31 protein-coding genes and 1 pseudogene are annotated in these 26,974 nt (G+C 62.2%); 28 read left to right on the forward strand and 4 right to left on the reverse strand.

Features of this window, described 5'->3' with window-relative positions:
- Nucleotide 1: 1 nt before the first annotated feature.
- From rpsG to ACLKOZ_RS11815, 5 genes are all read left to right on the forward strand, one after another.
- Nucleotides 2-472 carry a 30S ribosomal protein S7 gene (gene rpsG / locus ACLKOZ_RS11795; protein WP_026531948.1) on the forward strand — a complete coding sequence of 157 codons (471 nt, stop codon included), beginning with the start codon at nt 2-4 and terminating at the stop codon, nt 470-472.
- A 69-nt stretch (nt 473-541) separates the two neighbouring features.
- Nucleotides 542-2,656 (forward strand): elongation factor G, encoded by a 2,115-nt coding sequence (fusA, locus tag ACLKOZ_RS11800; protein WP_337346868.1) that lies wholly within the window; start codon nt 542-544, stop codon nt 2,654-2,656.
- A 265-nt stretch (nt 2,657-2,921) separates the two neighbouring features.
- Nucleotides 2,922-4,112 carry an elongation factor Tu gene (gene tuf, locus ACLKOZ_RS11805; protein WP_078027241.1) on the forward strand — a complete coding sequence of 397 codons (1,191 nt, stop codon included), beginning with the start codon at nt 2,922-2,924 and terminating at the stop codon, nt 4,110-4,112.
- A gap of 168 nt (nt 4,113-4,280) precedes the next feature.
- Complete coding sequence (locus tag ACLKOZ_RS11810; RefSeq protein ID WP_436475257.1) at nt 4,281-8,522, forward strand: hypothetical protein; 4,242 nt, start codon at nt 4,281-4,283, stop codon at nt 8,520-8,522.
- Nucleotides 8,523-8,552: 30 nt separating this feature from the next.
- The gene (locus ACLKOZ_RS11815) at nt 8,553-8,678 is read left to right on the forward strand and encodes a hypothetical protein (protein WP_376043202.1); all 126 of its coding nucleotides are present in this window, start codon (nt 8,553-8,555) and stop codon (nt 8,676-8,678) included.
- A 48-nt stretch (nt 8,679-8,726) separates the two neighbouring features.
- On the opposite strand, the gene ACLKOZ_RS11820 is transcribed toward ACLKOZ_RS11815, so the two are convergent.
- A complete protein-coding gene (locus ACLKOZ_RS11820) occupies nt 8,727-10,163 on the reverse strand; it encodes a GH1 family beta-glucosidase (RefSeq protein ID WP_436475259.1) in 1,437 nt (478 codons plus the stop codon).
- A 397-nt stretch (nt 10,164-10,560) separates the two neighbouring features.
- On the opposite strand from ACLKOZ_RS11820, the gene rpsJ reads away from it, so the two are divergent.
- The 23 genes from rpsJ to map all read left to right on the forward strand — a co-directional run bounded on the left by rpsJ (nt 10,561) and on the right by map (nt 23,586).
- Entirely contained in the window at nt 10,561-10,869 is a 309-nt protein-coding gene (gene rpsJ, locus ACLKOZ_RS11825) for a 30S ribosomal protein S10 (RefSeq protein WP_003803825.1), read from the forward strand.
- A gap of 17 nt (nt 10,870-10,886) precedes the next feature.
- Nucleotides 10,887-11,537 carry a 50S ribosomal protein L3 gene (gene rplC / locus ACLKOZ_RS11830; RefSeq protein ID WP_056626643.1) on the forward strand — a complete coding sequence of 217 codons (651 nt, stop codon included), beginning with the start codon at nt 10,887-10,889 and terminating at the stop codon, nt 11,535-11,537.
- Nucleotides 11,538-11,541: 4 nt separating this feature from the next.
- Nucleotides 11,542-12,162, forward strand: a complete 621-nt coding sequence (rplD, locus tag ACLKOZ_RS11835) for a 50S ribosomal protein L4 (RefSeq protein ID WP_436475262.1) — start codon at nt 11,542-11,544, stop codon at nt 12,160-12,162.
- Nucleotides 12,159-12,464: a 50S ribosomal protein L23 gene (gene rplW / locus ACLKOZ_RS11840; protein ID WP_066293292.1), complete on the forward strand. Its 306-nt coding sequence runs from the start codon at nt 12,159-12,161 to the stop codon at nt 12,462-12,464. The genes rplD and rplW overlap by 4 nt, the downstream gene beginning before the upstream one ends.
- Nucleotides 12,465-12,493: 29 nt before the next feature.
- Nucleotides 12,494-13,333, forward strand: coding sequence for a 50S ribosomal protein L2 (rplB, locus tag ACLKOZ_RS11845; protein WP_066293289.1), 840 nt, complete (start codon nt 12,494-12,496; stop codon nt 13,331-13,333).
- Nucleotides 13,334-13,345: 12 nt separating this feature from the next.
- On the forward strand, nt 13,346-13,627 hold the full coding sequence (gene rpsS, locus ACLKOZ_RS11850; RefSeq protein ID WP_011692805.1) for a 30S ribosomal protein S19: 282 nt from the start codon (nt 13,346-13,348) through the stop codon (nt 13,625-13,627).
- Nucleotides 13,628-13,665: 38 nt separating this feature from the next.
- Nucleotides 13,666-14,031, forward strand: coding sequence for a 50S ribosomal protein L22 (gene rplV / locus ACLKOZ_RS11855; protein WP_003803798.1), 366 nt, complete (start codon nt 13,666-13,668; stop codon nt 14,029-14,031).
- Nucleotides 14,032-14,865, forward strand: coding sequence for a 30S ribosomal protein S3 (rpsC, locus tag ACLKOZ_RS11860; protein ID WP_131131302.1), 834 nt, complete (start codon nt 14,032-14,034; stop codon nt 14,863-14,865).
- On the forward strand, nt 14,866-15,282 hold the full coding sequence (gene rplP / locus ACLKOZ_RS11865) for a 50S ribosomal protein L16 (protein ID WP_013601829.1): 417 nt from the start codon (nt 14,866-14,868) through the stop codon (nt 15,280-15,282).
- Between the two features lie 2 nt (nt 15,283-15,284).
- Complete coding sequence (gene rpmC, locus ACLKOZ_RS11870) at nt 15,285-15,614, forward strand: 50S ribosomal protein L29 (RefSeq protein ID WP_131131303.1); 330 nt, start codon at nt 15,285-15,287, stop codon at nt 15,612-15,614.
- Entirely contained in the window at nt 15,611-15,916 is a 306-nt protein-coding gene (rpsQ, locus tag ACLKOZ_RS11875) for a 30S ribosomal protein S17 (RefSeq protein WP_066293283.1), read from the forward strand. The genes rpmC and rpsQ overlap by 4 nt, the downstream gene beginning before the upstream one ends.
- A 505-nt stretch (nt 15,917-16,421) precedes the next feature.
- Nucleotides 16,422-16,790, forward strand: a complete 369-nt coding sequence (gene rplN, locus ACLKOZ_RS11880) for a 50S ribosomal protein L14 (RefSeq protein ID WP_024366126.1) — start codon at nt 16,422-16,424, stop codon at nt 16,788-16,790.
- 3 nt (nt 16,791-16,793) lie between these two features.
- Complete coding sequence (rplX, locus tag ACLKOZ_RS11885; RefSeq protein ID WP_337346873.1) at nt 16,794-17,153, forward strand: 50S ribosomal protein L24; 360 nt, start codon at nt 16,794-16,796, stop codon at nt 17,151-17,153.
- Nucleotides 17,153-17,734 (forward strand): 50S ribosomal protein L5, encoded by a 582-nt coding sequence (rplE, locus tag ACLKOZ_RS11890; protein ID WP_066293276.1) that lies wholly within the window; start codon nt 17,153-17,155, stop codon nt 17,732-17,734. Before rplX ends, rplE begins: the two co-directional genes overlap by 1 nt.
- 79 nt (nt 17,735-17,813) lie before the next feature.
- Nucleotides 17,814-18,212 (forward strand): 30S ribosomal protein S8, encoded by a 399-nt coding sequence (rpsH, locus tag ACLKOZ_RS11895; RefSeq protein WP_018773673.1) that lies wholly within the window; start codon nt 17,814-17,816, stop codon nt 18,210-18,212.
- An 18-nt stretch (nt 18,213-18,230) separates the two neighbouring features.
- Nucleotides 18,231-18,767, forward strand: coding sequence for a 50S ribosomal protein L6 (gene rplF, locus ACLKOZ_RS11900; protein ID WP_337346874.1), 537 nt, complete (start codon nt 18,231-18,233; stop codon nt 18,765-18,767).
- Between the two features lie 2 nt (nt 18,768-18,769).
- Nucleotides 18,770-19,153 (forward strand): 50S ribosomal protein L18, encoded by a 384-nt coding sequence (gene rplR, locus ACLKOZ_RS11905; RefSeq protein ID WP_079596676.1) that lies wholly within the window; start codon nt 18,770-18,772, stop codon nt 19,151-19,153.
- A complete protein-coding gene (gene rpsE, locus ACLKOZ_RS11910; RefSeq protein ID WP_066293261.1) occupies nt 19,150-19,878 on the forward strand; it encodes a 30S ribosomal protein S5 in 729 nt (242 codons plus the stop codon). Before rplR ends, rpsE begins: the two co-directional genes overlap by 4 nt.
- A 3-nt stretch (nt 19,879-19,881) precedes the next feature.
- Nucleotides 19,882-20,088 carry a 50S ribosomal protein L30 gene (gene rpmD, locus ACLKOZ_RS11915; RefSeq protein ID WP_066293259.1) on the forward strand — a complete coding sequence of 69 codons (207 nt, stop codon included), beginning with the start codon at nt 19,882-19,884 and terminating at the stop codon, nt 20,086-20,088.
- The gene (gene rplO / locus ACLKOZ_RS11920) at nt 20,089-20,583 is read left to right on the forward strand and encodes a 50S ribosomal protein L15 (protein ID WP_190987315.1); all 495 of its coding nucleotides are present in this window, start codon (nt 20,089-20,091) and stop codon (nt 20,581-20,583) included.
- 220 nt (nt 20,584-20,803) lie between these two features.
- On the forward strand, nt 20,804-22,114 hold the full coding sequence (secY, locus tag ACLKOZ_RS11925) for a preprotein translocase subunit SecY (protein ID WP_337346875.1): 1,311 nt from the start codon (nt 20,804-20,806) through the stop codon (nt 22,112-22,114).
- Nucleotides 22,115-22,119: 5 nt separating this feature from the next.
- Nucleotides 22,120-22,689 carry an adenylate kinase gene (locus tag ACLKOZ_RS11930; RefSeq protein WP_436475489.1) on the forward strand — a complete coding sequence of 190 codons (570 nt, stop codon included), beginning with the start codon at nt 22,120-22,122 and terminating at the stop codon, nt 22,687-22,689.
- 69 nt (nt 22,690-22,758) lie between these two features.
- Nucleotides 22,759-23,586, forward strand: a complete 828-nt coding sequence (gene map / locus ACLKOZ_RS11935; RefSeq protein ID WP_337346876.1) for a type I methionyl aminopeptidase — start codon at nt 22,759-22,761, stop codon at nt 23,584-23,586.
- Between the two features lies 1 nt (nt 23,587).
- Here the strand turns inward: map and ACLKOZ_RS11940 are convergent, their stop codons facing one another.
- The 3 genes and pseudogenes from ACLKOZ_RS11940 to ACLKOZ_RS11950 all read right to left on the reverse strand — a co-directional run bounded on the left by ACLKOZ_RS11940 (nt 23,588) and on the right by ACLKOZ_RS11950 (nt 26,899).
- On the reverse strand, nt 23,588-24,934 hold the full coding sequence (locus tag ACLKOZ_RS11940) for an ABC transporter substrate-binding protein (protein ID WP_436475272.1): 1,347 nt from the start codon (nt 24,932-24,934) through the stop codon (nt 23,588-23,590).
- A gap of 98 nt (nt 24,935-25,032) precedes the next feature.
- Complete coding sequence (locus ACLKOZ_RS11945; protein ID WP_436475274.1) at nt 25,033-25,938, reverse strand: carbohydrate ABC transporter permease; 906 nt, start codon at nt 25,936-25,938, stop codon at nt 25,033-25,035.
- Nucleotides 25,935-26,899, reverse strand: a pseudogene (locus ACLKOZ_RS11950) (carbohydrate ABC transporter permease). Before ACLKOZ_RS11950 ends, ACLKOZ_RS11945 begins: the two are co-directional and overlap by 4 nt.
- Nucleotides 26,900-26,974 lie beyond the last annotated feature (75 nt).

Raw genomic sequence — 26,974 nt, forward strand, 5'->3', positions numbered from 1 at the left:
TATGCCTCGCAAGGGTCCGGCCCCCAAGCGGCCGCTCGTACTAGATCCCGTTTACGGCTCCCCGCTGGTCACCCAGCTGATCAACAAGGTGCTGGTCGACGGTAAGAAGTCCACCGCAGAGCGCATCGTCTACGGTGCCCTCGAAGGCGCACGCGCCAAGTCCGGCGGCGATCCCGTTGCAGCCCTCAAGAAGGCCATGGACAACGTCAAGCCTTCCCTTGAGGTCCGCTCACGCCGCGTTGGTGGCGCAACCTACCAGGTTCCCGTTGAGGTCAAGCCGGGCCGTTCCACCGCCCTCGCACTGCGCTGGCTGGTGGGCTACTCCAAGGCCCGCCGCGAAAAGACGATGACCGAGCGCCTCCAGAACGAAATCCTGGATGCGTCCAACGGTCTCGGTGCCGCTGTGAAGCGTCGCGAAGACACCCACAAGATGGCCGAGTCCAACAAGGCCTTCGCACACTACCGCTGGTAATACTTCCGGACGCCGCCGGCTCGTTACGAGCCGGCGGCGAACGTGTAGTCCATCCGAAAGGGAGACACCGTGGCACAGGACGTGCTTACCGACCTTAGTAAGGTCCGCAACATCGGCATCATGGCCCACATTGATGCCGGCAAGACCACCACCACCGAGCGCATTCTGTTCTACACAGGTGTGAACCACAAGATCGGCGAAACGCACGACGGCGCTTCGACCACCGACTGGATGGAACAGGAAAAGGAACGCGGCATCACCATCACGTCTGCCGCCGTGACCTGCTTCTGGGAAAACAACCAGATCAACATCATCGACACCCCTGGCCACGTTGACTTCACCGTTGAGGTTGAGCGCTCCCTGCGCGTCCTCGACGGCGCTGTCGCCGTCTTCGATGGCAAGGAAGGCGTTGAGCCGCAGTCTGAGACCGTTTGGCGCCAGGCCGACAAGTACAACGTTCCGCGTATCTGCTTCGTCAACAAGATGGACAAGCTGGGCGCTGACTTCTACTTCACCGTAGACACCATCATCAGCCGCCTCGGTGCCAAGCCGCTGGTTATGCAGCTGCCGATCGGTGCCGAGAACGACTTCATCGGCGTCGTGGACCTGCTGTACATGCGTGCACTGGTCTGGCCCGGCGATGCCAAGGGTGACGTCACCATGGGTGCCAAGTACGAGATCCGCGAGATCCCGGCTGACCTCCAGGAAAAGGCTGAAGAGTACCGCGCAACGCTCGTTGAGACCGTTGCCGAGGCCTCCGAAGAACTCATGGAGAAGTACCTTGAGGGCGAAGAGATCTCAGTCGACGAGCTCAAGGCCGGCATCCGCAAGATGACGATCAACTCCGAGCTGTACCCGATCTTCTGTGGCTCCGCGTTCAAGAACCGCGGCGTCCAGCCGATGCTGGATGCCGTCGTCGACTACCTGCCGAACCCGCTCGACGTCCCGCCGATGATCGGTCACGATCCCCGCGACGAAGAGAAGGAACTGACCCGCAAGCCGTCTTCGGAGGAGCCGTTCTCTGCTCTTGCGTTCAAGATTGCCGCGCACCCGTTCTTCGGCCAGCTCACCTTCATCCGCGTGTACTCCGGTCACGTGGAAGCAGGCGCCCAGGTCGTCAACTCCACCAAGGGCAAGAAGGAGCGCATCGGCAAGCTGTTCCAGATGCACGCCAACAAGGAAATGCCTGTCGAGGGCGCTACCGCCGGCCACATCTACGCAGCGATCGGTCTGAAGGACACCACCACGGGCGACACCCTGTGCGACTCCGCCAACCAGATCGTCCTCGAGTCCATGAGCTTCCCGGAGCCCGTGATCTCGGTTGCCATCGAGCCGAACACCAAGGGTGACCAGGAGAAGCTCTCCACGGCTATCCAGAAGCTCTCCGCTGAGGACCCCACCTTCCAGGTGTCCCTCAACGAAGACACCGGCCAGACCATCATCGCCGGCATGGGCGAGCTCCACCTGGACATCCTGGTGGACCGCATGCGCCGCGAATTCAAGGTCGAAGCCAACGTTGGCAAGCCGCAGGTTGCGTACCGCGAAACCATCAAGCGTGCTGTGGAGCGTCACGACTACACACACAAGAAGCAGACCGGTGGTTCGGGTCAGTTCGCAAAGATCCAGATCGCGATCGAGCCGCTGGACACCGCCGAAGGCGAACTGTACGAGTTCGAGAACAAGGTCACTGGTGGCCGCGTTCCGCGCGAGTACATTCCCTCTGTTGACGCCGGTATCCAGGATGCGCTGAACGACGGCGTCCTGGCCGGTTACCCGGTTGTCGGCATCAAGGCCACGCTGATTGACGGCGCGTACCACGATGTTGACTCCTCGGAAATGGCGTTCAAGATCGCCGGGCGTATGGCTTTCAAGGAAGCCGCACGCAAGGCGAACCCTGTTCTGCTCGAACCGCTGATGGATGTCGAGGTCCGCACCCCTGAGGAATACATGGGTGAAGTTATCGGTGACCTCAACTCCCGCCGTGGCCAGATGCAGTCCATGGAAGATGCACAGGGTGTCAAGGTTATCCGTGCGCACGTCCCGCTGTCCGGCATGTTCGGCTACATCGGTGACCTGCGTTCGAAGACCCAGGGCCGCGCTGTGTACTCCATGACGTTCAACAGCTACGCCGAGGTCCCGAAGGCAGTCGCCGACGAGATCATCCAGAAGACCCGCGGCGAGTAGTCTTTTCCGACTTTCGTAGCGACAAACTCGGGTGTGGTTTCCGGATAACGGAAGCCCGCCTGGTGCAGGTGGCCGGAACCCGGTCGGATGCAGTCCGGTCAAGCCGGGCCCCGGCCATCTGCACGAACAGGCTCTAGGCACTAGTATTAGTTCCTGAATCTGCAATTTCACCAATCCAAAGCCCCCCAAGTAGACTTGCCTGAGTTTCTGCCGCGACAAGCGCGGTTGAAGGGTAAGTCATTTGAAAACGTTCTAGGAGGAACCTGTGGCAAAGGCAAAGTTCGAGCGGACTAAGCCGCACGTTAACATCGGCACCATTGGTCACGTTGACCACGGTAAGACGACGTTGACGGCCGCCATTTCCAAGGTGCTGTACGACAAGTACCCGACTCTCAACGAGCAGCGCGACTTCGCGTCTATTGACTCTGCTCCCGAAGAGCGTCAGCGCGGCATTACCATCAACATCTCCCACGTTGAGTACCAGACCGAAAAGCGCCACTACGCACACGTAGACGCTCCGGGTCACGCTGACTACATCAAGAACATGATCACCGGTGCTGCACAGATGGACGGTGCAATCCTCGTGGTTGCCGCCACTGACGGCCCGATGGCTCAGACCCGCGAGCACGTCCTGCTCGCCCGCCAGGTTGGCGTTCCCTACCTGCTGGTTGCACTGAACAAGTCGGACATGGTCGACGACGAAGAGCTGCTGGACCTCGTTGAAATGGAAGTTCGTGAGCTGCTTTCGGCTCAGGGCTTCGATGGCGACGACGCTCCTGTTGTTCGCGTTTCCGGCCTGAAGGCCCTCGAAGGCGACCCCGTCTGGGTCAAGTCCGTTGAGGACCTCATGGAAGCTGTTGACGAGTCCGTTCCGGACCCCGTACGTGACCGTGACAAGCCGTTCCTGATGCCGATCGAAGACGTCTTCACCATCACCGGCCGTGGCACCGTTGTAACGGGCCGCGCCGAGCGTGGAACCCTCGCCATCAACTCCGAGGTCGAGATCGTCGGCATCCGCCCGGTCCAGAAGACCACGGTTACCGGTATCGAGATGTTCCACAAGCAGCTCGACGAAGCATGGGCTGGCGAGAACTGTGGCCTCCTGCTCCGCGGTCTGAAGCGTGATGACGTAGAGCGTGGCCAGGTTGTCGTCAAGCCGGGTTCCATCACCCCGCACACCGACTTCGAGGCTAACGTCTACATCCTCTCCAAGGACGAAGGCGGACGTCACAACCCGTTCTACTCCAACTACCGCCCGCAGTTCTACTTCCGCACCACGGACGTAACCGGCGTTATCACCCTGCCGGAAGGCACGGAAATGGTTATGCCTGGCGACAACACTGAGATGACCGTTGCGCTCATCCAGCCGATCGCCATGGAAGAGGGCCTCGGCTTCGCTATCCGCGAAGGCGGCCGCACCGTTGGTTCAGGACGCGTTACCAAGATCATCAAGTAATTCTTGTTGATCCCTGATTGACCTGACCGGAAGGGCCGCCTAGCGGTCCTGACGGAAAGTGTGGGAACAGCCCCGCTGCTAGTGCAGCGGGGCTGTTCTTTGCTACTATTAATCCAATCACTGGATTAATTGGGTCGGAACCATCCTGCCCGTTGGAGAGGGTTCATCATGCAGGACGAATCTTATGAAGCGGGCTACCGTGCAGGGCACCTCCAGGGCTGGTTGGACGCCATGGCCAAGATCGGGGCAACGCAGCCTGCGGCCCCGAGTCCGGCCGCACCGGGCACAGCGCCGTCTTTCCAGCCCAGGGTTCATCCCGCGCCCCCGGCGGCCCACAGTGTAGGTTCGCAGGCGGGGACCGTCCCTGCGGCGGAACCGACCTTCGCCCTGCCATCCCGTGTGCCCGGGCGCCCTGCCTCCACGATCCGTCCCCAGGAAGCCGCGCCAGTATCCGGGCGGGCGGCGCCTGGGCCCCCCGTTGACCGTCCGGCAGCGCCGTACTCCAACTACCCGGCAAGGCAGCCGGCGGAGACGGCCGCGGAACGCCAGGCCCGGCGCGAGAAGCGGGACCGGCAGAACATCAACATCACGCTCTACGTCGCCAGCCTGCTCCTGGTCGCAGCAGCGGCGCTGTTCATCGGAACCAGCCTTCCCCCCACGCTTCGCTTCGCCGGAGTCTGCATAGTTACCGCCGCCTTCTATGCCGCGGGATTTGTTCTCCATAGCCGGGTGCCACGCCTCAGGCCGGCGGCGGTGGCCTTTGCGGGAACGGGCCTGGCGCTGGTCCCGGTGACGGGACTCGCCCTGTACAACTTCGCCCTCCACCACGGCCCCACCGCCTGGCTGATCACTTCACTGATTGGGACCGCCGCCTACGTCGCTGCCGCCGTCCGCCTCGAGAGCCGGGTGCTGGTCTACCTGTCGCTGACGTTTGTGGCGTCTACGGCTTGGTCCGGGGTGTCAGTCCTGGGAGGAGCGCTGGTCTGGTACTTCGCCGCACAGATCTGCGTGGCCGTGCTGCTGACCCTAGTGGCCCTCGCGAAGCCCGCCTGGCTTCCGCCGGTCTATGCGAGGCCACTCATGGTGTTGCATCCGTTGGTGGTGCCTGCCGTCGCAGCCGCAGCCACTTGCGTTCCGCTGCTGTTGGCAAAGACCGAGTACGCGCTCATTATGGCTATGTGCGGTTGCTACTTTGGGCTGATGGCCGCCGTGCCGGGCAGTCGGCTCAGGCTGGCCAACTTCTACGCAGCGCGGGTATCCCTGACGCTCGCCGCCGCAGTCGAGATCTGGAACCTGACCGGCAGGGGAAGTGATGCCTTACTGGCTGCGGCAGCTATCCTCGCGGTCCAGGCAGTGGCCGTGGCTCTTGCCTCCGCCTGGTTAGGCCACTGGATGCCAGGCGCTAAGCGTCCGCAAAACCGGGCCGAACTGTCCTCAGGCACACTGCATGGACGCTGGTTCGTGGACTCGCTGGCCACCTTCACTATCCAGCTGCTCGCCACTGCGATGTACGGCGGCCTCGTACTTTCGGCCGAGTATTACCCCTACGGCGCGTTCGGCCAGGTGGGTGACGTGCCCCTGTGGATACCCGTTGCCGGTGCCCTGGCCACCAGCTTTGTTGTGGCAACACGCCTGGGAGGCCCGGCCGAGTGGGCTCCTGTGGCCGCCCTGCTCCTCGCGGGAGTGCTCGGCTACGCCCTGGGCGCGTGGCCGTTGGCGGTCATGCTGGCACTGGCGTTCGTCTTCTGGGCAGTCCGCGCGTTCTTCGCGGCCAGCAAGCTCCGGAGGAACCTCGTACTCGCCGCCAGGTTGGCTTTGACCCTGTCAGTTCCTGTCACTGTTGCCGCGGTTATCGGCACCGGCCCGGACCGCATCATCACTTCGGTCTTCGGGCTGCTGGTAGCGCTGGTGTGTCAGCAGGTGATCTCGGCGTTCCTGGAGCGGGCAGGTGGCGGCTCCCTGGCGCCGGAGGCTACCCTTGCGGGCTTCGGCGCGGGCGGCCTGGCCTCCGTTGTCATGCTGGTGCTCCTTGACACGACTCCGGCCCACGACTGGATCCGGGCAGCGGTACTCATTCAACTCCTGACCGCGATGGCGGTTGGCCTCTTGATGGTGCCCCGGCCTGCAAGTGAGCTTGAGTGGAACGCGACAATCTGGGAAGCCCTTCCTCTGGCGGCCTCCACGCTTTGTGTCCCCGTGTCTTTCCTGGCTGTGAGCCAGCCTTTCGGAAACGTCGTACTGCTTCTGGTCCTGGGTTACCTGCTCGCTTCCGGCCTGCGGATGCGGGTGCAGCAACACCGCTGGACCTACTGGTGGTTGGGCCGCGTTGCAGCCACGGTGTTGGTACTGACGGCTTTTGACCTTCTCCAGAGTGAGGCGGGGCCAACCGTCATCGCCGGCGATGTACTCCGCCCTGCCACAGTGTTGGTCCTCTTCCTCACCATCCAACTGGTATTCCCCGTCTCCGCCTTTGTGCGCGGGAAGGCTCCGCGGGGAGTGCTCACGGATCCGGGCGTGGTCCTGCTGTTCCAGCTGATGGCGTCTGTGCTGCTGTTGGTGCTGGACCCGGACGGTTGGCAAGCGCCCTTCGTCGCTGCACTGACAGCAACCTGCGCCGTGGCCTCGGGCTACGTCTTCAGGAGCACGGGCGCCGCCGTCTGGTTCGCGCCGTCGTCGCTAGTGGTCCTGCTGGCATTCAGCGGCGGTGACCTGTTGGTGGTTGAACTCGTGCTGGGAATCTTTGCCGTGTTTGCCGCGGTGATGGTGGTGGCATCCGGCCAGCCCTTATGGAAGGGCTGGTATTTTGCAGGAGCCAGGCTGTTGACGGCCGCCCTCGCTGCAGTCCTCAGTTACGACGCCACGGCGTCTCCGACCGCCGTCTCCGTCACCTTCGCGCTTGTGCTGGCTGCCCAGCACGGAATCCGCTGGCTGATGCGTTCACGGCTGGCTGAAGTTCCTTTCCAGCAGGCGGCCGTCTGGATCACGCTCGCTGGCCAGGCCCTTCTTCCCCTCGCTTATGCCTGGCAGGCCCGGCTGGGCTGGGCGAGGACTTCCGACGACGACGGCGGACGCTGGGTGGTGCTCCTGGAGTTGGCACTGTTGCTATGTTCGGCAGTCGTGGCGCGCCGGTTCTTCGCGGCGCGAGGCTCCCTCTACTTCGCCGTCTATGCGCTGCTGTTCGGGGTCCTATCATTGGGGCCCGTGGTCAGTTTCGCCTCTGGCAGCCGAGCGGGCAGCGCGAGCTTCCTGGCGGCTCCGGTACTCGACTACACCGGCACTGCGGCAGTGCTGTTGCTCGGGGCGATCCTCGCTTCACTTGCAGGCGTAATGCTGCGCGGGCGCAACGTTGCTGTGACGGAGGTCGACCACTGGCTCTGGCTCACCACCGCCGGGTCATTTGCCCTGACCGCCCTGTTTGTGTCCACGACGGCGACGGGCTGGGTTATGGGCGCTGCCCTCCTGGTGCTCGCCGGGGTGTGCTTCACGGCCTCGCACGTTGAGGAGCTGCCCTGGCTGTACGTACCGGCCGCGCTTGCTGCCCTGGCCGGCGGCACGCAGCTGGCAGATGCTGCCTTCCGGGATGTTCCGGGGGAGTGGGGCCAGTATCTTACGTGGCTTTGCGGCGCGGGACTGTCAGCTGCTGGACTGTATGGCGCACGGCTGTACCGCAGTGGAGAGCTGGCCGCCGACCCCGTGCGCCGCTGGTCCTTGGCCGGAGGGGCCTTCCTGGGGCTTTGCATTGTCGCCTTGACCGGGGTGCGTCCCGACGCGACGGCATGGGCAGCAGCCTTTGCCTTGGCTGCGGCGGTGGGAGTAGCCTGCCTCGAAGCTCCGGGAACGGCACGCCGGATCGTTGCCGAGACTGGGTTTGTGGCGGTCGTGGCGGCGGTGCAGCGGGCCGCCATCTTCGACCTGGATGGGCAGTACGGGCTGAACTACAGCCTTTCACTTGGCCTGCCTGACCCGTTCTGGGTAGCCCAGTGGTACGTGCTCGCCGGGGCCGGCCTGGGGATCCTGCGCTTCACTACAGGACAGCGGAATGCCGGCAGGCTCCTTCTGGGAGCCGCGGCCGGACTGCTCACGCTGAGCGCCCTGGGTGTTGTTTTTGGCGGTAGCGGCAGCCAGCAATTGTGGGTGCTGGTCCTCTTCGCAGGGCTTCTGCTCGCCGGCCTGGGGTTGGGTGAACGGTTGTTTGTCTGGTGGGGAGCCGCCGGAGTGGCCGCATGCATTCTCTGGGCAATGCGTCAGTACACGTTCGCGCTCCTGGCACTGATCGCCGTCGGGCTTATTGTGTTCGCAGTCTGGCGGCTGAACCGCGGAACGGCCGGGGAGAAACCGGCGCTGCAGCCGTCTCCAGGACAGCCTCCACCTGACCAGCCGGATGGCGGGGAGCCGTTCAGCAAGCACTGATACTGTTGCTTGCATCGAGAGGAGCACATCATGGAATGGCTAATTTTCCTGGCTGTTGTGGTTGCAGTTGTTGCCGGTGTTTTTTGGGCGAAGAAGTATTTCCGGAATGAGATCGACCGCGCCAAGCGCATCAACCGGGCAAAAAAGAACCAGTAGGGCGATTGCGCGCAGACGGCGCTTGCAAGCCTTGAGGTTGCCCCGTGCTCAGCCGGGCAGCCTCTTCCGCTCCCGGCTCAAGGCCTGGTACCAGTAGAAGGACGACTTCGGCGTCCGCTCCTGCGTTTCAAAATCCACGTGGATCAGCCCGAAGCGCTGGGAGTAGCCCGCGGCCCATTCAAAGTTATCCATGAGTGTCCAGACATAGTACCCACGGAGGTCGAGCCCCTCGGCGATTCCGCCTGGAGCCGTCGCGTCAACCGCCTGCCGCAAGTGATCGGCGATGTAGTTCACCCGGCGCGCATCCTGGAGGGGGCCGTCCACGCGATCCGGTTCCGGGAAGCTGGCGCCGCTTTCGGTGATGTAGACCGGCGGCAAGGCATCCCCGTAGCGGTCCCGAAGTTCCGCGAGGAGAATGCCCAGATGCGCGGGGGCCACCGGCCACCCGAAGCCGGTGGTCTGGTATTCCGGGTACCCCACTTCGTGGAAGGGCAATTGAGCAACGGCCTTGTGCGTGTCGGCGGGAATGGGGGTAATGCCGCGTCCGAGGGCCACCTTCACCGGGAAGTAGTAATTCAGGCCATAGAAGTCCAGCGGCTGGTGGATGGTCTTCAGGTCAGCGTCCGAAAGCTTTCCGATGGAATGGAGCCAGGGCCGTGACACCACGGGGAGCTTGGGGTACCTGCCCAGCAGCACAGGGTCTGCATAGATTCTGTTCATCAGGAGGTCGTACAGCCTCGCCACGAGCCTGTCGCCGACCTTCCGGCTGGCGGGTCGCACCGGTGAGTGCAGGTTGGTTACTCCCACGCCGCCCTTGACGCCCGCGGCACGCAGGGCCTGGACACCCAGGCCGTGGGCAAGGAGCTGGTGATGGATCGAGGGCAGGGCGTCAAACATGAGTGCCCGCCCGGGAGCGTGGACACCGAGCGCATACCCGTTGAGTGTTACTGACACGGGCTCATTGAGGGTCACCCATTGGGAGACGCGGTCGCCGAAACGCTGTCCGGCCACTAGGCAGTACTCTGCGAACCGCTCTGCTGTGGCGCGGTTCATCCAGCCGCCGCCGTGCTCCAGGGGCAGGGGAGTGTCCCAGTGGTACAGCGTGGCCATGGGCGAGATACCGGCCTCCAGGAGCCGGTCAATCAGCCGGTCATAGAAGTCCAGGCCCTGGCTGTTGATGGCGCCGCGCCCGTCAGGTTGGATCCGGGGCCAGGAGAGGGAAAAACGGTAGGAATCAATGCCCAGTTCCCGCATGAGGGCGATGTCCTCGGGGAATCGGTTGTAGTGGTCGCAGGCCACCGCGGGGGAGTGGCCGTCCATGATGCTTCCGGGCTTCTGCACAAAGGCGTCCCAGCCGGACGGGCCACGTCCGTCCTCAGCCAGGGCCCCCTCAATCTGGAATGCGGCTGCGGCAACGCCCAGCGTAAAGGAAGGCGGCAGCCGGTCCGCGAGATCGCGGACGGAAGCAACATTTTCGACCGTCATGCCCCCATCATCCATTCGCAGGTTATCGAAGGCAATGATCCAGGGGCGGCAAGAACAAGGCAGATTCGCTTCTGCCGATAATATCCGGCATACTAGATGAGTTGTTCAAGCGCTTCTTCGTGTCCCGATCCGGATAATGCCGGGTGTCAGGGTCCAAGTTGAAGACCAAACATAACCCACTCCCCATGGAACTGCGGATTTGTATGCGTGAAAATCGCGACACGCCCGACCGCGGGGGTCGGTTGCGCCGGCAAGGTGAGGAACCCGGATTCATCCGGATTCAGTTTGTGCGGCGGGTGGTAGTTAAGACTTCAAATGCTTCGGCAGCCACACAACGAGTAAGTGAACAGGGCAGCCCCAACCAGGGGAAGCACAGACTGAAAGAGAGTCAGGCGACATGGCGGGACAAAAAATCCGCATCCGGCTGAAGTCATACGACCACGAGGTCATTGACGTTTCAGCACGGAAGATCGTTGAGACGGTCACGCGCGCAGGCGCAACGGTAGTAGGCCCCGTGCCGCTTCCGACGGAGAAGAACGTTTACTGCGTAATCCGCTCTCCGCACAAGTACAAGGACAGCCGCGAGCACTTTGAAATGCGCACGCACAAGCGTCTTATCGACATCATCGATCCCACGCCGAAGGCTGTTGACTCGCTTATGCGTCTCGACCTGCCCGCCGACGTGAACATCGAAATCAAGCTGTAGGGAGGTGCTGAGAGACTATGACCGCAACCCGTAACGTAAAGGGCCTGCTGGGCACGAAGCTCGGCATGACCCAGGTCTGGGACGAGAACAACAAGCTCATCCCCGTCACTGTGGTCCAGGCAGATTCGAACGTCATCACGCAGCTGCGCAACGCAGAGACCGATGGCTACGTCGCCGTTCAGATCGGCTACGGCCAGATCGATCCCCGCAAGGTCACCAAGCCGCTGGCTGGTCACTTTGAAAAGGCAGGCGTCACGCCTCGCCGCCACGTCGTCGAACTGCGCACTGCAGATGCTGACTCTTACGAGCTGGGCCAGGAGCTTTCTGTTGAGCTCTTCGAAGCCGGCCAGAAGATCGACGTCATTGGCACCACAAAGGGTAAGGGCTTCGCCGGTGTTATGAAGCGTCACGGCTTCCACGGCGTTGGAGCTTCCCACGGTGCCCACAAGAACCACCGTAAGCCCGGTTCAATCGGTGGCGCATCCACCCCGAGCCGCGTCTTCAAGGGCATGAAAATGGCCGGCCGCATGGGCGCCGTTCGTCACACCACGCTGAACCTCACGGTTCACGCTGTTGACGTCGAGAAGTCGCTGCTCCTGATCAAGGGTGCCGTCCCCGGCGCCCGCGGCCAGGTCGTACTCGTACGCACCGCCGTGAAGGGAGCCTAGTCCAATGGCTAACACTGTCAAGGTTGACCTGCCTGCAGAGATCTTCGACGTTCAGACCAACGTGCCGCTGCTGCACCAGGTCGTCGTTGCACAGCTCGCTGCTGCTCGCCAGGGTACCCACAAGACCAAGACCCGCGCTGAAGTTTCCGGTGCAGGCCGCAAGCCGTTCAAGCAGAAGGGCACCGGCCGCGCCCGTCAGGGTTCAATCCGTGCTCCTCACATGACCGGCGGTGGCGTTGTCCACGGTCCCACACCGCGTGACTACAGCCAGCGCACCCCCAAGAAGATGATTGCTGCTGCACTGCGCGGCGCACTCTCTGACCGCGCCCGCAACGGACGCATCCACGTTGTCGCTGACCTGGTTGCCGGCTCCAAGCCGTCCTCCAAGGAAGCACTGGCAACGCTGCGCGGCGTCTCTGAGCGCAAGAACCTGCTCGTTGTCATTGAGCGCGCCAACGATGTTGCTGCACTGTCCGTGCGCAACCTCGAGGATGTTCACGTTCTGTACTCAGACCAGCTGAACACCTACGACGTTCTCGTTTCTGACGACGTAGTCTTCACCAAGGCTGCCTACGAAGCATTCGTTGCTGACAAGGCTGCAAAGAACGAGGAGGATGCCAAGTGAGTGCAGCCACCATCAAGGACCCGCGCGACGTCGTGCTTGCACCCGTCGTATCGGAAAAGAGCTACGGCCTGATCGATGAGGGAAAGTACACCTTCCTGGTGGACCCCCGCTCGAACAAGACCGAGATCAAGCTGGCCGTGGAGAAGATTTTCTCCGTCAAGGTCGACTCGATCAACACCATCAACCGTGCCGGTAAGCGCAAGCGCACCAAATTCGGATGGGGTACCCGCAAGAACACCAAGCGTGCGATTGTCACCCTCAAAGAAGGCACTATCGACATCTTCGGCGGTCCGCTCGCGTAGCGGAGACCACTTTAACGAGGAAATAAATTATGGGAATCCGTAAATATAAGCCGACTACCCCGGGCCGTCGTGGCTCGAGCGTAGCGGACTTCACCGAAATCACGCGGTCGACGCCGGAAAAGTCGTTGGTACGTCCGCTGCCCAAAAAGGGCGGCCGTAACAACACCGGTAAGATCACGACCCGTCACAAAGGTGGTGGCCACAAGCGCCAGTACCGTCTGATCGACTTCCGTCGCCACGACAAAGACGGCGTTGACGCCCGCGTTGCTGAAATTGAGTACGATCCGAACCGTACGGCTCGCATCGCCCTCCTGCACTACGTTGATGGCACCAAGCGTTACATCATCGCCCCGAACAAGCTCTCCCAGGGTGACTTCGTAGAAGCAGGTGCCAACGCTGACATCAAGCCTGGCAACAACCTGCCCCTGCGCAACATTCCGGTGGGTACCGTTATCCACGCAGTTGAACTGCGTCCGGGTGGCGGCGCCAAGATGGGCCGCTCCGCCGGCGCATCGATCCAGCTTGTAGCCAAGGAAGGCCGCTTCGCCCAGCTGCGACTGCCTTCTGGCGAAATCCGCAACGTTGACGTGCGCTGCCGCGCAACCGTCGGCGAGGTCGGCAACGCAGAGCAGTCGAACATCAACTGGGGTAAGGCTGGCCGCATGCGCTGGAAGGGCGTCCGCCCGACCGTCCGTGGTGTCGCCATGAACCCGGTTGACCACCCGCACGGTGGTGGTGAGGGTAAGACGTCCGGTGGACGTAACCCCGTCAACCCCAACGGTAAGCGTGAAGGCCGCACCCGCCGCCCCAACAAAGAGAGCGACAAGCTTATTGTTCGTCGCCGTCGTACTGGCAAGAACAAGCGATAGGAGCCTGGACACATGCCACGCAGCCTGAAAAAAGGTCCCTTCGTTGACCAGCACCTCTTTGTGAAGGTGGATAGGGAAAACGAAAAGGGCACCAAGAACGTCATTAAGACCTGGTCCCGCCGTTCGATGATCATCCCCGACATGCTCGGGCACACGATCGCCGTACATGACGGACGCAAGCACATTCCGGTGTTTGTCACCGAGTCGATGGTCGGGCACAAGCTCGGCGAATTCGCTCCCACGCGGACATTCCGCGGCCATGTCAAGGACGACCGTAAGGGCAAGCGCCGCTAGGCGCCTGCACTTACGTCATAGACGAGAGAAGGAAAGCAATGGAAGCCAAGGCAATTGCGCGTCACATCCGCGTAACGCCTATGAAGGCCCGGCGCGTCGTCAACCTTGTTCGTGGTAAGCAAGCGAACGAGGCTCTGGCAATTCTGAAGTTTGCCCCCCAGGCAGCTTCTGAGCCGGTATTCAAGGTAGTTCAGTCGGCAATCTCCAACGCCCGGGTCCTCGCGGACCGCGACGGCGTGGCGTTTGACGAAGGTGACCTCATCATCAGCGAAGCGTTTGTTGATGAAGGCCCGACCATGAAGCGGTTCCAGCCGCGTGCCCAGGGTCGTGCATTTCAGATCAAGAAGCGCACCAGCCACATCACCGTGGTAGTCGCTACCCCGGAGAAAGAGGAGGCTCGCTAAGTGGGACAGAAAGTAAACCCGCACGGGTTCCGACTCGGCATCACCACCGATCACGTATCGCACTGGTTCGCTGACAGCACCAAGGCCGGACAGCGGTACAAGGACTTCGTTCGCGAAGACATCCGTATCCGCCAGCTCATGTCTGTTGGCATGGAGCGCGCCGGTATCGCCAAGGTCGAAATCGAGCGCACCCGTGACCGTGTCCGCGTGGACATCCACACGGCACGCCCGGGCATCGTCATCGGCCGCCGCGGCGCTGAAGCAGACCGCATCCGCGGCGAGCTCGAAAAGCTCACCGGCAAGCAGGTCCAGCTGAACATCCTCGAGGTCAAGAACCCCGAGATGGAAGCGCAGCTTGTTGCCCAGGGCGTTGCTGAGCAGCTGACTTCCCGCGTGGCGTTCCGCCGTGCGATGAAGAAGGCCATGCAGTCCGCGCAGCGTGCAGGTGCCAAGGGCATCCGTATCGCCTGCTCGGGTCGACTGGGCGGCGCTGAAATGTCCCGCTCGGAGTTCTACCGCGAAGGCCGTGTGCCCCTGCACACCCTCCGTGCGAACATCGACTACGGCTTCTACGAGGCCAAGACCACCTTCGGCCGCATCGGCGTGAAGGTCTGGATCTACAAGGGTGACGTCACCGCCAAGGAACTGGCCCAGCAGGCAGCTGCTGCTCCGTCCCGTGGCCGCGGCGCCAGCGACCGTCCGGGCCGCCCGGGCGGTGCTGACCGTGGTGACCGCCGCCGTCGTACCGACCGTCCGGCCGCCGAAGCAGCTCCCGCTGCAGAGGCTCCGGCAGTTGAGGCTGCACCTGCTGCAGTAGAAGGAGGACAGGCTTAAATGCTTATCCCACGTCGAGTCAAGCACCGCAAGCAGCACCACCCGGGTCGTTCCGGCGCTGCTACGGGCGGCACCAAGGTCTCCTTCGGTGAGTACGGCATCCAGGCCCTGAGCCCGGCATACGTAACCAACCGTCAGATCGAGTCTGCACGTATCGCGATGACCCGCCACATCAAGCGTGGCGGTAAGGTCTGGATCAACATCTACCCGGACCGTCCCCTGACGAAGAAGCCTGCTGAAACCCGCATGGGTTCCGGTAAGGGTTCACCGGAATGGTGGGTCGCCAACGTCAAGCCGGGCCGGGTTCTCTTTGAGATCTCCGGTGTCGAAGAATCGGTGGCACGCGAGGCCCTGCGCCTGGCAATCCACAAGCTCCCGTTGAAGGCACGCATTCTGCGTCGCGAAGGTGGTGAATAGAAATGGCAGTAGGATCCAAGGAACTCGCTCCCGCACAGCTGGACGGTTTCGACAACGAGCGTCTCGTTGAAGAACTCCGCAAGGCTAAGGAAGAGCTGTTCAACCTGCGTTTCCAGTCCGCCACCGGCCAGCTGGAGAACCACGGTCGTCTGCGCGCGGTAAAGAAGGACATCGCACGCATCTACACCGTTCTCCGTGAACGCGAGCTGGGCATTCGTGCCGAGGTTGCCGCACCGGTTGTGGAAGCCAAGGAAGAAAAGAAGTCCAAGAAGGCAACAACCAAGAAGGCCGAAAAGGCTGAAACGGTTGAGACCGAGGAGGATGCCAAGTGAGTGAAAAGGACGAGAACGTGACGGAAACTGCTACGGCAGCTACGGCTGAGCAGCGCGGTTACCGTAAGACGCGTCGCGGCTACGTGGTTTCGGACAAGATGGAAAAGACCATCGTTGTCCAGGTTGAAGACCGCGTGAAGCACGCCCTCTACGGCAAGGTCATCCGCCGCACCTCGAAGGTCAAGGCTCACGACGAAGAGAACATCGCCGGCATCGGCGACCTCGTAGTCATCGCTGAGACCCGCCCGCTGTCCGCCACGAAGAACTGGCGGCTCGTGGAGATCCTCGAGAAGGCTAAGTAATACCTGCAGCTGTGCTGCTGGGCTATGCCCCGGAAACCCCCGTTCCCTTTGGGAACGGGGGTTTCCTCATTTCCGGGACGGGCGGCCTGGGGCGTCACACGCAGCACTTTTTCACGGAACGTACGACGGCGGCGGCCCGGGTTCGCGGGGGAGCGGCACCGGCGGTGCGCCGAAAGAATGCCGTGCGTGACGCCGTCGTTCTTTGATGCAGCGGCCCGGCCTGTGATATGGGGACTGTCCCGATCTGTGCTAGGATATTGAGTTTGTATGGCGCCTTTTGTGCGCCGTCATCAAACCTCGTAAACAATCGTGCCACGGCATAGTGCCCCCTTGCACTTGGACTGCGTCCAATTCGCTTGGGAAGCAAATGTTTTTGGCACGGGCGTTTAGGCCTGGTCTGGCAAAATCCAGGCAGGTCAAGAGACACCCCGATCAACCGTTCCGCAAGGCTCATTCCGTAGGAAGATTTTCGGTCTGAGAACCAGCGCGACGCAAGGAGTAAATAGTGATTCAGCAGGAGTCGCGACTCAAGGTCGCCGACAACACGGGTGCTAAGGAAATCCTTACCATTCGCGTTCTCGGTGGATCTGGCCGTCGCTACGCAGGCATTGGCGACGTCATCGTCGCTACCGTCAAGGACGCAATTCCGGGCGGCAACGTAAAGAAGGGCGATGTTGTCAAGGCAGTCATCGTCCGTACCAAGAAGGAACGCCGCCGTGCGGATGGTTCCTACATCAAGTTTGACGAGAACGCAGCTGTGATCCTGAAGGCTGACGGTGACCCCCGCGGTACCCGCATCTTCGGACCGGTTGGTCGTGAACTCCGTGACAAGAAGTTCATGAAGATCGTTTCTCTGGCTCCGGAGGTGCTCTAGTCCATGGCTAAGATCAAGAAGGGTGACCTCGTTCAGGTCATCACTGGCGCCAAGGCTGAGCGCGGCGGCGACAAAGGCAAGCAGGGCAAGGTTCTGCGCGTATTCCCGGAGAGCAACCGCGTGTTGGTCGAAGGCATTAACCGCGTAACCAAGCACACCAAGGTCGGTCAGTCGCAGCGCGGCACCAAGACCGGTGGTATCGAGGTTGTCGAAGCTTCGATCCACATCTCCAACGTGGCCCTGGTTGACCCGTCCACCAAGAAGCCCACCCGCGTTGGTTTCCGCACCGAGACCGTTGAGCGCAATGGCGTGAAGCGCGAAGTGCGTGTACGCGTGGCCAAGAGCTCCGGGAAGGACATCTAATGACTGAGACTCTCGAGACTCCGGCAACGAAGATCGTTCCTCGTCTGAAGACCAAGTACGCCGATTCCATCAAGAGCACGCTCATTGAGGAATTCAAGTACGAGAACGTCAACCAGGTTCCCCGCCTGGTGAAGGTCGTTGTGAACATGGGTGTTGGAGATGCCGCTAAGGACTCCAAGCTGATCGACGGCGCTGTCCGCGATCTGACCCTGATCACCGGCCAGAAGCCGCAGGTAACCAAGGCCCGCAAGTCGATCGCACAGTTCAAGCTGCGCGAAGGCATGCCCATCGGCGCCCACGCTACCCTGCGTGGAGACCGCATGTGGGAATTCCTGGATCGTCTGGTCACGCTGGCTCTGCCCCGTATCCGCGACTTCCGCGGCCTCAGCGGCAAGCAGTTCGATGGCAACGGCAACTACACCTTCGGTCTGACCGAGCAGGTTATGTTCCACGAAATCGACCAGGATTCCATCGACCGCGTTCGCGGTATGGACATCACGGTTGTTACCACTGCCAAGACCGATGACGAAGGCCGCGCGCTGCTGAAGGCGCTTGGTTTCCCGTTCAAGGCCGAAGACTAATCTAACTACGTAACAGGTCCTTCGCTGAGGCTTTAGGCAGCAGCGAGGAAACCGTTATGAGGAAGGGCAAGAGCCCAAAATGACAATGACAGATCCTGTCGCAGACATGCTTACGCGTCTGCGCAACGCAAACTCGGCATACCACGATTCCGTGACCATGCCGTACAGCAAGCTCAAGGCACGCGTTGCCGACATCCTGAAGGCCGAAGGTTACATCGCCTCCTGGAAAGAAGAAGACGCTGAGGTTGGCAAGAAGCTGACCCTCGAGCTCAAGTTCGGTCCGAACCGCGAGCGTTCAATCGCTGGCGTTCGTCGTATTTCCAAGCCGGGACTGCGTGTTTACGCAAAGTCCACCAACCTGCCGCACGTGCTCGGTGGCCTGGGTGTCGCAATCCTGTCCACCTCTTCCGGCCTCCTGACTGACAAGCAGGCCGGCAAGAAGGGCGTGGGCGGCGAAGTCCTCGCTTACGTCTGGTAACGGGAAAGGAAGAGAATAATGTCACGTATTGGACGTCTCCCCATCACCGTTCCTGCCGGCGTTGAGGTCAAGGTTGACGGCTCTGTCGTCAGCGTCAAGGGTTCCAAAGGCGAGCTGAACCACACTGTGGCCAGCCCGATCGAGGTTTCCCTGGAAGCAGACACCCTGACTGTCGCCCGCCCGAACGACGAGCGCGCCTCCCGTTCACTCCACGGCCTGACCCGCACCCTGATCTCCAACATGATCGAGGGCGTAACCAAGGGCTACGAGAAGAAGCTTGAAATCGTTGGTACTGGTTACCGCGTTCAGGCCAAGGGATCTGACCTTGAGTTCGCTCTCGGCTTCAGCCACCCGGTAAATGTCTCCGCACCGGAGGGCATCACCTTTGCAGTTGAGACCCCGACCAAGCTCTCTGTTTCAGGTATCAACAAGCAGCAGGTCGGCGAGGTTGCTGCCAACATTCGCAAGCTGCGGAAGCCGGACCCCTATAAGGGCAAGGGCATCCGTTACGCCGGCGAAGTCATCCGCCGCAAGGTCGGAAAGGCTGGTAAGTAACCATGGCCATCTCAATTAATAAGAAGCGTACGAACAAGAGCAAGTCTGCTTCGCGCAGCCGTCGCCAGCTTCGTATCCGCAAGCGCATCTCCGGTACGGCTGTACGTCCTCGTCTGGTCGTCAACCGTTCCGCACGCCACGTATTCGTCCAGGTTGTCGATGACACCAAGGGCCTGACCGTAGCGAGCGCGTCCACTCTGGAAGCCGACCTTCGTGCATTTGACGGTGACAAGACTGCCAAGGCCAAGCGCGTTGGCGAGCTCGTCGCCGAGCGTGCCAAGGCTGCCGGTATCGAAGCTGTTGTCTTCGACCGCGGTGGTAACAAGTACCACGGCCGGATCGCCGCCGTCGCTGACGGTGCACGTGAAGGTGGGCTGTCACTGTGACGGAAGCAAACAAGGAAAAGGACACTGTGTCTGCAGATCAGAAGGCGACTGAAGCCGTAGCTGCTCCGGCCACTGAGACCACTGCTCCCGCTGCTGCCGATGACCGCCGTGGTGGCGCTCGTCGTGGCGAGCGTGGAGACCGTGGCCAGGGCCGCGGCGACCGTGGTGGCCGTGGCGGCCGCGACGGCGGCCGTGAAGCTGAGAAGAGCCAGTTCGTAGAGCGCGTTGTTACCATCAACCGCGTTTCCAAGGTCGTCAAGGGTGGTCGTCGCTTCAGCTTCACCGCCCTGGTCGTTGTTGGTGACGGCAACGGTATGGTCGGCGTTGGCTACGGCAAGGCTAAGGAAGTTCCTGCCGCAATCGCGAAGGGCGTTGAAGAGGCCAAGAAGTCCTTCTTCCGCGTTCCCCGCATTGGCAACACCATCCCGCACCGCGTTCAGGGTGAGGCTGCTGCCGGCGTCGTAATGCTGCGTCCGGCTTCCGCCGGTACCGGTGTTATCGCCGGTGGCCCGGTCCGTGCAGTACTGGAGTGCGTGGGCATCCACGACATCCTCTCCAAGTCGCTCGGTTCCTCGAACGCCATCAACATCGTTCACGCGACCGTTGATGCCCTGAAGCGCCTCGAAGAGCCGGCAGCAGTGGCAGCACGCCGCGGCCTGCCGCTGGACGAAGTTGCTCCGCCGGCAATGGTGAAGGCTCTCCTGAACCAGAAGGCGGGTGTCTAAGTTATGGCTAAGAACCTGATTCCCTCCGACGTTCAGTTGGAGATCACTCAGATCAAGTCCGTCATTGGCGGCAAGCAGAACCAGCGCGACACCCTTCGGTCCCTCGGCCTGAAGCGGATCGGACACACCGTTGTCCGCACCGCCGACGCCGTGACCGTTGGAATGCTCAACACGGTTCCGCACCTGGTAAAGGTAGAGGAGGCGAAGTAAATGGCAGAGAAAAACACTGCTGAGAAGGCACAGAGCGCGACTGCTGAGAAGCAGAACGCTCTGAAGGTCCACCACCTGCGTCCCGCCCCGGGTGCCAAGACCGCCAAGACCCGCGTTGGTCGTGGTGAAGGTTCCAAGGGTAAGACCGCTGGCCGCGGTACCAAGGGTACGAAGGCCCGCTACCAGATCAAGGCTGGCTTTGCCGGCGGCCAGCTGCCGCTGCACATGCGCCTGCCGAAGCTGCGCGGCTTCAAGAACCCGTTCCGGGTTGAGTTCCAGGTTGTAAACCTGGACAAGCTCAACGAGCTGTTCCCGGAAGGTGGCGCAGTCACCGTGGAGAACCTGGTCGAAAAGGGTGCCGTTCGCAAGAACCAGCCCGTCAAGGTGCTTGGCACCGGCGACATCACCGTCAAGGTTGACGTCACCGCCCACGCATTCTCGGCCAGCGCAGCAGAAAAGATTGCTGCAGCAGGCGGAAGCACCACCGCCCTCTAACGAGGCGGTGGGCGAACGCCCGTTGTGAACTCCCGGTATGCGGGGCCCCAGGCTCCGCGTACCGGGAGTTTTTTCACATCCCGCCGGCCGACTATTTCCGTCCGTTTGCCGCATGGGCGGCCTTACGGATTGTTCGCATGGCGCATACAACCGTTAGACTCGGTTGTTGGGATTAATTGACTCCCATCACCCCACTCTTATTTACACCACAGGAGGACGCTTGCTTAGCGCATTTGGCCGGGCCTTTCGCACGCCTGATCTGCGACGCAAGTTGTTGTTCACGCTGGGAATCATCACCATCTTCCGCTTGGGCGCCTTCATTCCCTCGCCTGGTGTGAACTACCAGAATGTCCAGCAATGCTTGCAGAACGGTCAGACCGCAGGCGGGCTCTACCAGCTCGTTAACCTGTTCAGCGGCGGTGCATTGCTTCAGGTGTCCATCTTCGCGCTGGGCATCATGCCGTACATCACGGCGAGCATCATCGTGCAGCTGCTCCGGGTGGTCATTCCCCGGTTCCAGCAGCTGTACGAGGAGGGCGCCTCCGGGCAGTCCAAGCTGACCCAATACACGCGGTACCTCACCATCGCCCTGGGCCTGCTCAACGCCACGACACTGGTGTCGCTGGCGCGTTCAGGCCAGCTCCTGCCAGGCTGTGCGCTGGACATCATCCCGGACACCAGTGTGATCACCACCATCCTGATCATCATCACGCTGACGGCCGGCACCGGCCTGATCATGTGGATGGGCGAGCTCGTCACCGAAAAGGGTGTGGGCAACGGCATGTCGCTGCTCATCTTCACCTCCATCGCCGCAAGCTTCCCCACCTCCCTGGGCGCTATCTGGACCTCTCAGGGTCCGGGCACGTTCTTTATGGTCCTGGCCATTGGCCTGGTCACCGTTGCCCTGGTGGTCTTTGTGGAGCAGTCCCAGCGTCGCGTCCCGGTGCAGTACGCCAAGCGGATGATTGGACGCCGCACTGTGGGCGGCACCAGTACGTACATCCCCATCAAGGTCAACATGGCCGGCGTGGTCCCCGTGATCTTCGCGTCGTCCATGCTCTACCTGCCGGGCCTGATTGCGCAGTTCAACCAGCCCAAGCAGGGCGAGACAATGGCCCCGTGGGTGGAGTGGATCAACAACAACCTCACCCGCGGTGACCACCCGATTTACATGGCGCTCTACTTCGCCATGATTGTGTTTTTCACCTACTTCTATGTCGCGATCACCTTCAACCCTGAAGAGGTCTCGGACAACATGAAGAAGTACGGCGGCTTCATCCCGGGCATCCGGGCTGGCAAGCCGACGGCGGACTACCTGCAGTACGTCCTGTCCAGGATCACCCTGCCCGGCGCCCTGTACCTGGGCTTTGTGGCACTGATCCCGCTCGTCGCCCTGGTCCTGATCAACGCGAACCAGAACTTCCCGTTCGGCGGTACGTCGATCCTGATCATGGTGGGTGTGGGCCTGGAGACGGTCAAGCAGATTGACGCGCAGCTACAACAACGTCACTACGAAGGGCTTTTGCGATGACGAGAATGCTAATTATCGGACCTCCCGGTTCCGGCAAAGGAACGCAGGCAGAGCGGATCTCCGAACGCCTCGGCGTCGTTGCGATCTCCACCGGCGATATCTTCCGCGCCAACGTCAAGGGTGAGACGCCGCTGGGCGTCGAGGCCAAAAAGTACATGGATGCCGGCGACTTTGTACCGGACAGCGTCACCAACAAGATGGTGCGTGACCGCCTCAGCGAGGCCGACGTCGAAACCGGCTTCCTGCTGGACGGTTACCCCCGTACCACCGCCCAGGTGGACTACCTCGACGAGATCCTCGCCAAGGGCGAGGAGAAGCTCGACGTCGTCCTGCAGCTCACTGCCGACGACGAGGAACTGGTGCACCGGCTGCTTGGCCGGGCGAAGGAAACGGGCCGGAGCGACGACAACGAAGCCGTCATCCGCCACCGCCTGGACCTGTACCACGAGCAGACCGAGGCCGTTGTGGCCAAGTATGCCGAACGCGGCATCCTGACCCAGGTGGACGGCATCGGCGGCATCGACGAGGTAACCAACCGCGTCATGCAGGCCATCAAGGCAGCACAGGCCGCCTGATCCCGGCAACAGTTATTCGAGGCTCCTCCCGGATTCCGGGAGGAGCCTCAGCCATTGAAAGGACATACCATGGCTTTCGGCCAGCCCCGTATCGAATATAAGACCAACGCCCAGATGCGCACTATGCACGAGGCGGGCCTGGTCCTCAGCCGTGCGCTGGACGCAGCAGTTGAGGCCGCGGTGCCCGGGGTCACCACCAAACACCTGGACGACGTATTCGCGGCCGTCCTGAACCAGGCCGGCGCCAAGTCCAACTTCTTCGGCTACCACGGTTTCCCGGCCACCATCTGCACGTCCGTCAACGAGGAAGTGGTGCACGGCATCCCCGGCGGACGGGTCCTCAACGACGGCGACATCATCTCGATCGACGGCGGAGCCATCGTCGACGGCTGGCACTCGGACTCGGCCCGCACAGTTATCGTGGGCACGGCAGACCCCGAGGACCAGCGTCTTTCCGATGTCACACAGGCGGCCATGTGGCGCGGCATCGCCGCACTGGCGTCCGGCAGCCACGTGGGAGATATCGGTGCTGCCATCGACGACTACGTCTCCTCCGTCCCCGGCAAGCCCCTGGGCATCCTGGAAGACTACGTGGGCCACGGGATCGGCTCGGAGATGCACATGGCCCCGGACGTCCTGAACTACCGCACCAGCCACCGCGGCCCGAAGATCCGGCCCGGCCTGTGCCTTGCCATCGAACCCATGCTGGTCCGTGGCAGCATCGACACCGCCGTGCTCGACGACGACTGGACCGTGGTGACCACGGACGGGAAGCGCTCCTGCCAGTGGGAGCATTCCGTGGCCGTCCACGACAAGGGGATCTGGGTCCTTTCCGCGCCCGACGGCGGGGCAGAGCACCTGGTGCCGCTCGGCGTCGTTCCCGTCCCCATCCCGTAAGTCAGGCCTTGAGCCTGGGTTTAACGTCCTTGGTGTAGATTCCCTCGAGCGTGGCCTTCAGCTCCGTCATGGTCGCCTTCACGTCGCCCTGTTGGGTGAGGATCTTGGCGGCAGCCTTGGCCATCTCCTGGTCTGCGCCGGGCAGGAATACGCGGGCGTTGTCCTGGACGCGGGTCACGGCCAGTTGGTCCATGGCGATCTTGATCTGCGGGGTTTTGGCCAGCACGGCTGTCATGTCAGCGGAGGTCCGCGTGGGCATGTAACCGGTCGCGGCTGAAAACGCCGCAGTGTTCTCCGGCTCGGTCATGAACTGAAGGAACATGGCGGCCGCAAGCTGCTCTTCCTTGGTGACACCGCTGGGGATGCCCAGGCCGGCTCCGCCAGTGGGGCACACCCCTGAGGTGGCCTTCGAGCCGCCCGGCAGGAACCCAACGCCCACGTTGAACTTGGCGGACTTCAGGATGCCGATCAGCGAACCCGTCGAGGACAGAGTGGCTGAGGCGAGGCCCGCTGCAAAGTCGTCGGCGGATTCCTTGGAGGAGACCCCCGCCCAGGCGTCCTTGTAGACGGAATCCTGGGCAGCCTGCAGTGCCCCGACGGACTCGGCTGAGTCGCAGGTGATGTCCCAGCCCTTGGACCAGCCGCCGCCTTCGCCCCAGAGGTTGTTCTGCAGGGTCCAGCCGGCGTACCCGGCGAGGGCGGGGTGCATAAAGGCATACTGGGCGCCGGAAGCTGCCTTGAGCTTGGGTGCCCAGCCGGCGAATTCCTGCCAGGTGGCCGGGGCACGATCCGGCAGGCCTGCCGCAGCGAAGTGGTCCTTGTTGTAGTAGAACAAGGGCGTGGACCGGCCGTAGGGCAGAGCCCACTGTTTGCCGTCGTACTTGTAATCGTCCACCAGCGAGGTGCGGAAGTCGTCCAGCTTGACGTCCAGTTGCTTGACCAGCGAATCGAGCGGGATGATGCTTTCGTTCAGGTAGTAGCGGAACCACCAAACGTCGGAGAGCACCACCAGGGACGGCAGGCCTGACTTGGCGGCCTGGGCGGTCTGGAACTTCTGGGCGATTTCCTCGTAGTTGGCGCCGGCTGTTACCAGGTTCACCTTGATGTCCGGGTACTTGGCGTGGAACTTCTCGATGATGCTTTTTTCCACATCCTGTGACTTGCCCGGGTGGTTGGACCAGAAGTCGATGGATGCGGCCGGCTTCACCCCGCTGAAGTCGATGTCGGCAACGGGTGCCACCGCGGCACCGGGGGTTGTTGACGGGCCGCCGCAGGCGGACAGTGCTGCGGCTCCTGCCCCGGCCCCGGCCAGGGTGAGGAAGAACCGTCGATCAAGGGTTAGGGACATGGTGCTGCCTTTCGTTGTGTGCCTCGGTGGTGCTGGATGCGGTGGATGGATGTTTTGGATGCCCGACGGCGGTGCCCGACGGCGCTACCCGCCCGGGATTAGCCCGTCACGCTGCCCTGGGTCAGGCCCGCGACGATGTAGCGCTGGAGCATGGCGAAGATGACCAGGATGGGGACGATCACAAGGACGGCGCCGGCCATCATGATTCCCCAGCCGGCACCGTTGCCCTCTGAGTTCTGTAGCAGGGTCAAGCCCACAGGGAGGGTCATGCTTTCGGGCTTGTCCGTGATGATCAGCGGCCAGATGTACTCGTTCCATTCGCTCACCACGGTGACCAGGGCAACCGTGGCGATGGAAGGGACGGACACCGGCACCACGATCTGCCAGAGCCGCCGCCAGTGGCCGGCGCCGTCGATCTCTGCTGATTCCAGGATGGAACCGGGCAGGGTCAGGAAATGCTGGCGCAACAAAAAGGTGCCGAACGCCGTTCCCAGGCCGGGCAGGATGATGCCCCACAGGGTGTTCTTCCCGCCCATTCCAGCGATCAGGATGTAGTTCGGCAGGATTGACACCTGCGCGGGAACCATCAGGGCCACGAGGATGAGGACGAAGATCACGTTCTTGAACGGAAACCGCACAAACACCAGCGCGTAGGCGGTGAGCAGGGCCAGGATCACTTTGATGCCGCCGCCGACCACGGTGACAATGGTGCTGTTGAGGAAGAACTGACCGAACGGGACCGTGGTCATGGCCACCTGGTAGTTCTCCGGGTCCAGGGTTGCCGGGAGCGCCTGCAGGTCCAAAGTCACTATTTCGCCGGGTTGCTTGAACGAGCTCAGCACCATCCAAAGCAGCGGCAGGAAGACCACCAGGACAGCGACGGCCAGCGGCGCATACCCGGCAGCGACTGTCCTGGCCAGGTTGGAACGGGAGAATGCGCGCTCGCGGGGCGGGACGGCGTCGGACGTTGAAGGTTCCGGGAGGAGGACGGCGGGGGCGCTCATGAGTAGTGCACCTTCTTTTCGATGAACCGCAGCTGCAGCACGGTGATCACCAGCAGGATTGCAAACAGGACCACGGAGATGGCGGCGGAATAGCCGGCGCGGTTATAGGCACCGAAGGCTTGGAGGTATGCCTCGTAGATGAGCGTGCTGGTGCCGCTGCCCAGGGGCGTCATGATTCGGATGAGGTCAAAGGCCTGCAGGGAGCTGAGCATGGTGGTGATCAGCAGGAAGAACGTAGTAGGGGAGAGCAGCGGCAGGGACATGCTGAGAAAGCGTCGGAAATGGCCGGCGCCGTCCAGCGCGGCGGCCTCCATCACATCCTGCGGCAGGGACTGGAGCCCGGCGAGAACACCACCGCGCAGTAGCCCAGGTTCTTCCAGACGTACACGATGATGACCATCACCAGTGAGAGTTCCGGATCGTTGATCCACTGCGGGCTCTGCTGTCCGAAGCCCCGAAGGATCCAGGCCAGCACACCGTAGCCGGGATCAAAGATGAACAGCCAGACCAGGCCAACACCCACCCCGGACAGCACATACGGCGCGAAGACTGCCGACCGGGCAAAGGTAGTGCCGCGGACTTTCGAGTTCAGTGCCAGCGCCACCAGCAAGCCCAGCACCATGGAGCCGCCTACTGTTGCGGCCATAAACACGGCAGTGGTGCCCAGTACCCGGCCGGCGTCCGCGCTGGTGAAGAACGTGATGTAGTTTTCCAGCCCGACGACGGTGGCGGACGCGGAGCCGAGCGTCCAGTTCAGCGTGGAGTAGTAGAGGTTGTTGAACAGTGGAACGTAGGTGAATACCGCGATGAGCAGCAGGTTAGGCAAGGCCAGCGCGAGGAAAACGAAGAAGTCCCGCCGTTTCCGCTGCGACCAGCGGTTGTGGCGGGGCCTGGCGGGCGTGCCGGCAGCTTGGCCGGACGGGGCCAGCGGCGGGTGCCTGTCGGCGAGTTGTGAAGTCATTGGTCTCTAACGGTGAACAGGCCTGGGAAGAGGCAGGGCAGGATCCGCCTTCACTCCACCACACCGCTCGGGGTG

Origin of the sequence: Arthrobacter sp. R4, assembly GCF_051365025.1 — a bacterium.
GTDB lineage: Bacteria > Actinomycetota > Actinomycetes > Actinomycetales > Micrococcaceae > Arthrobacter.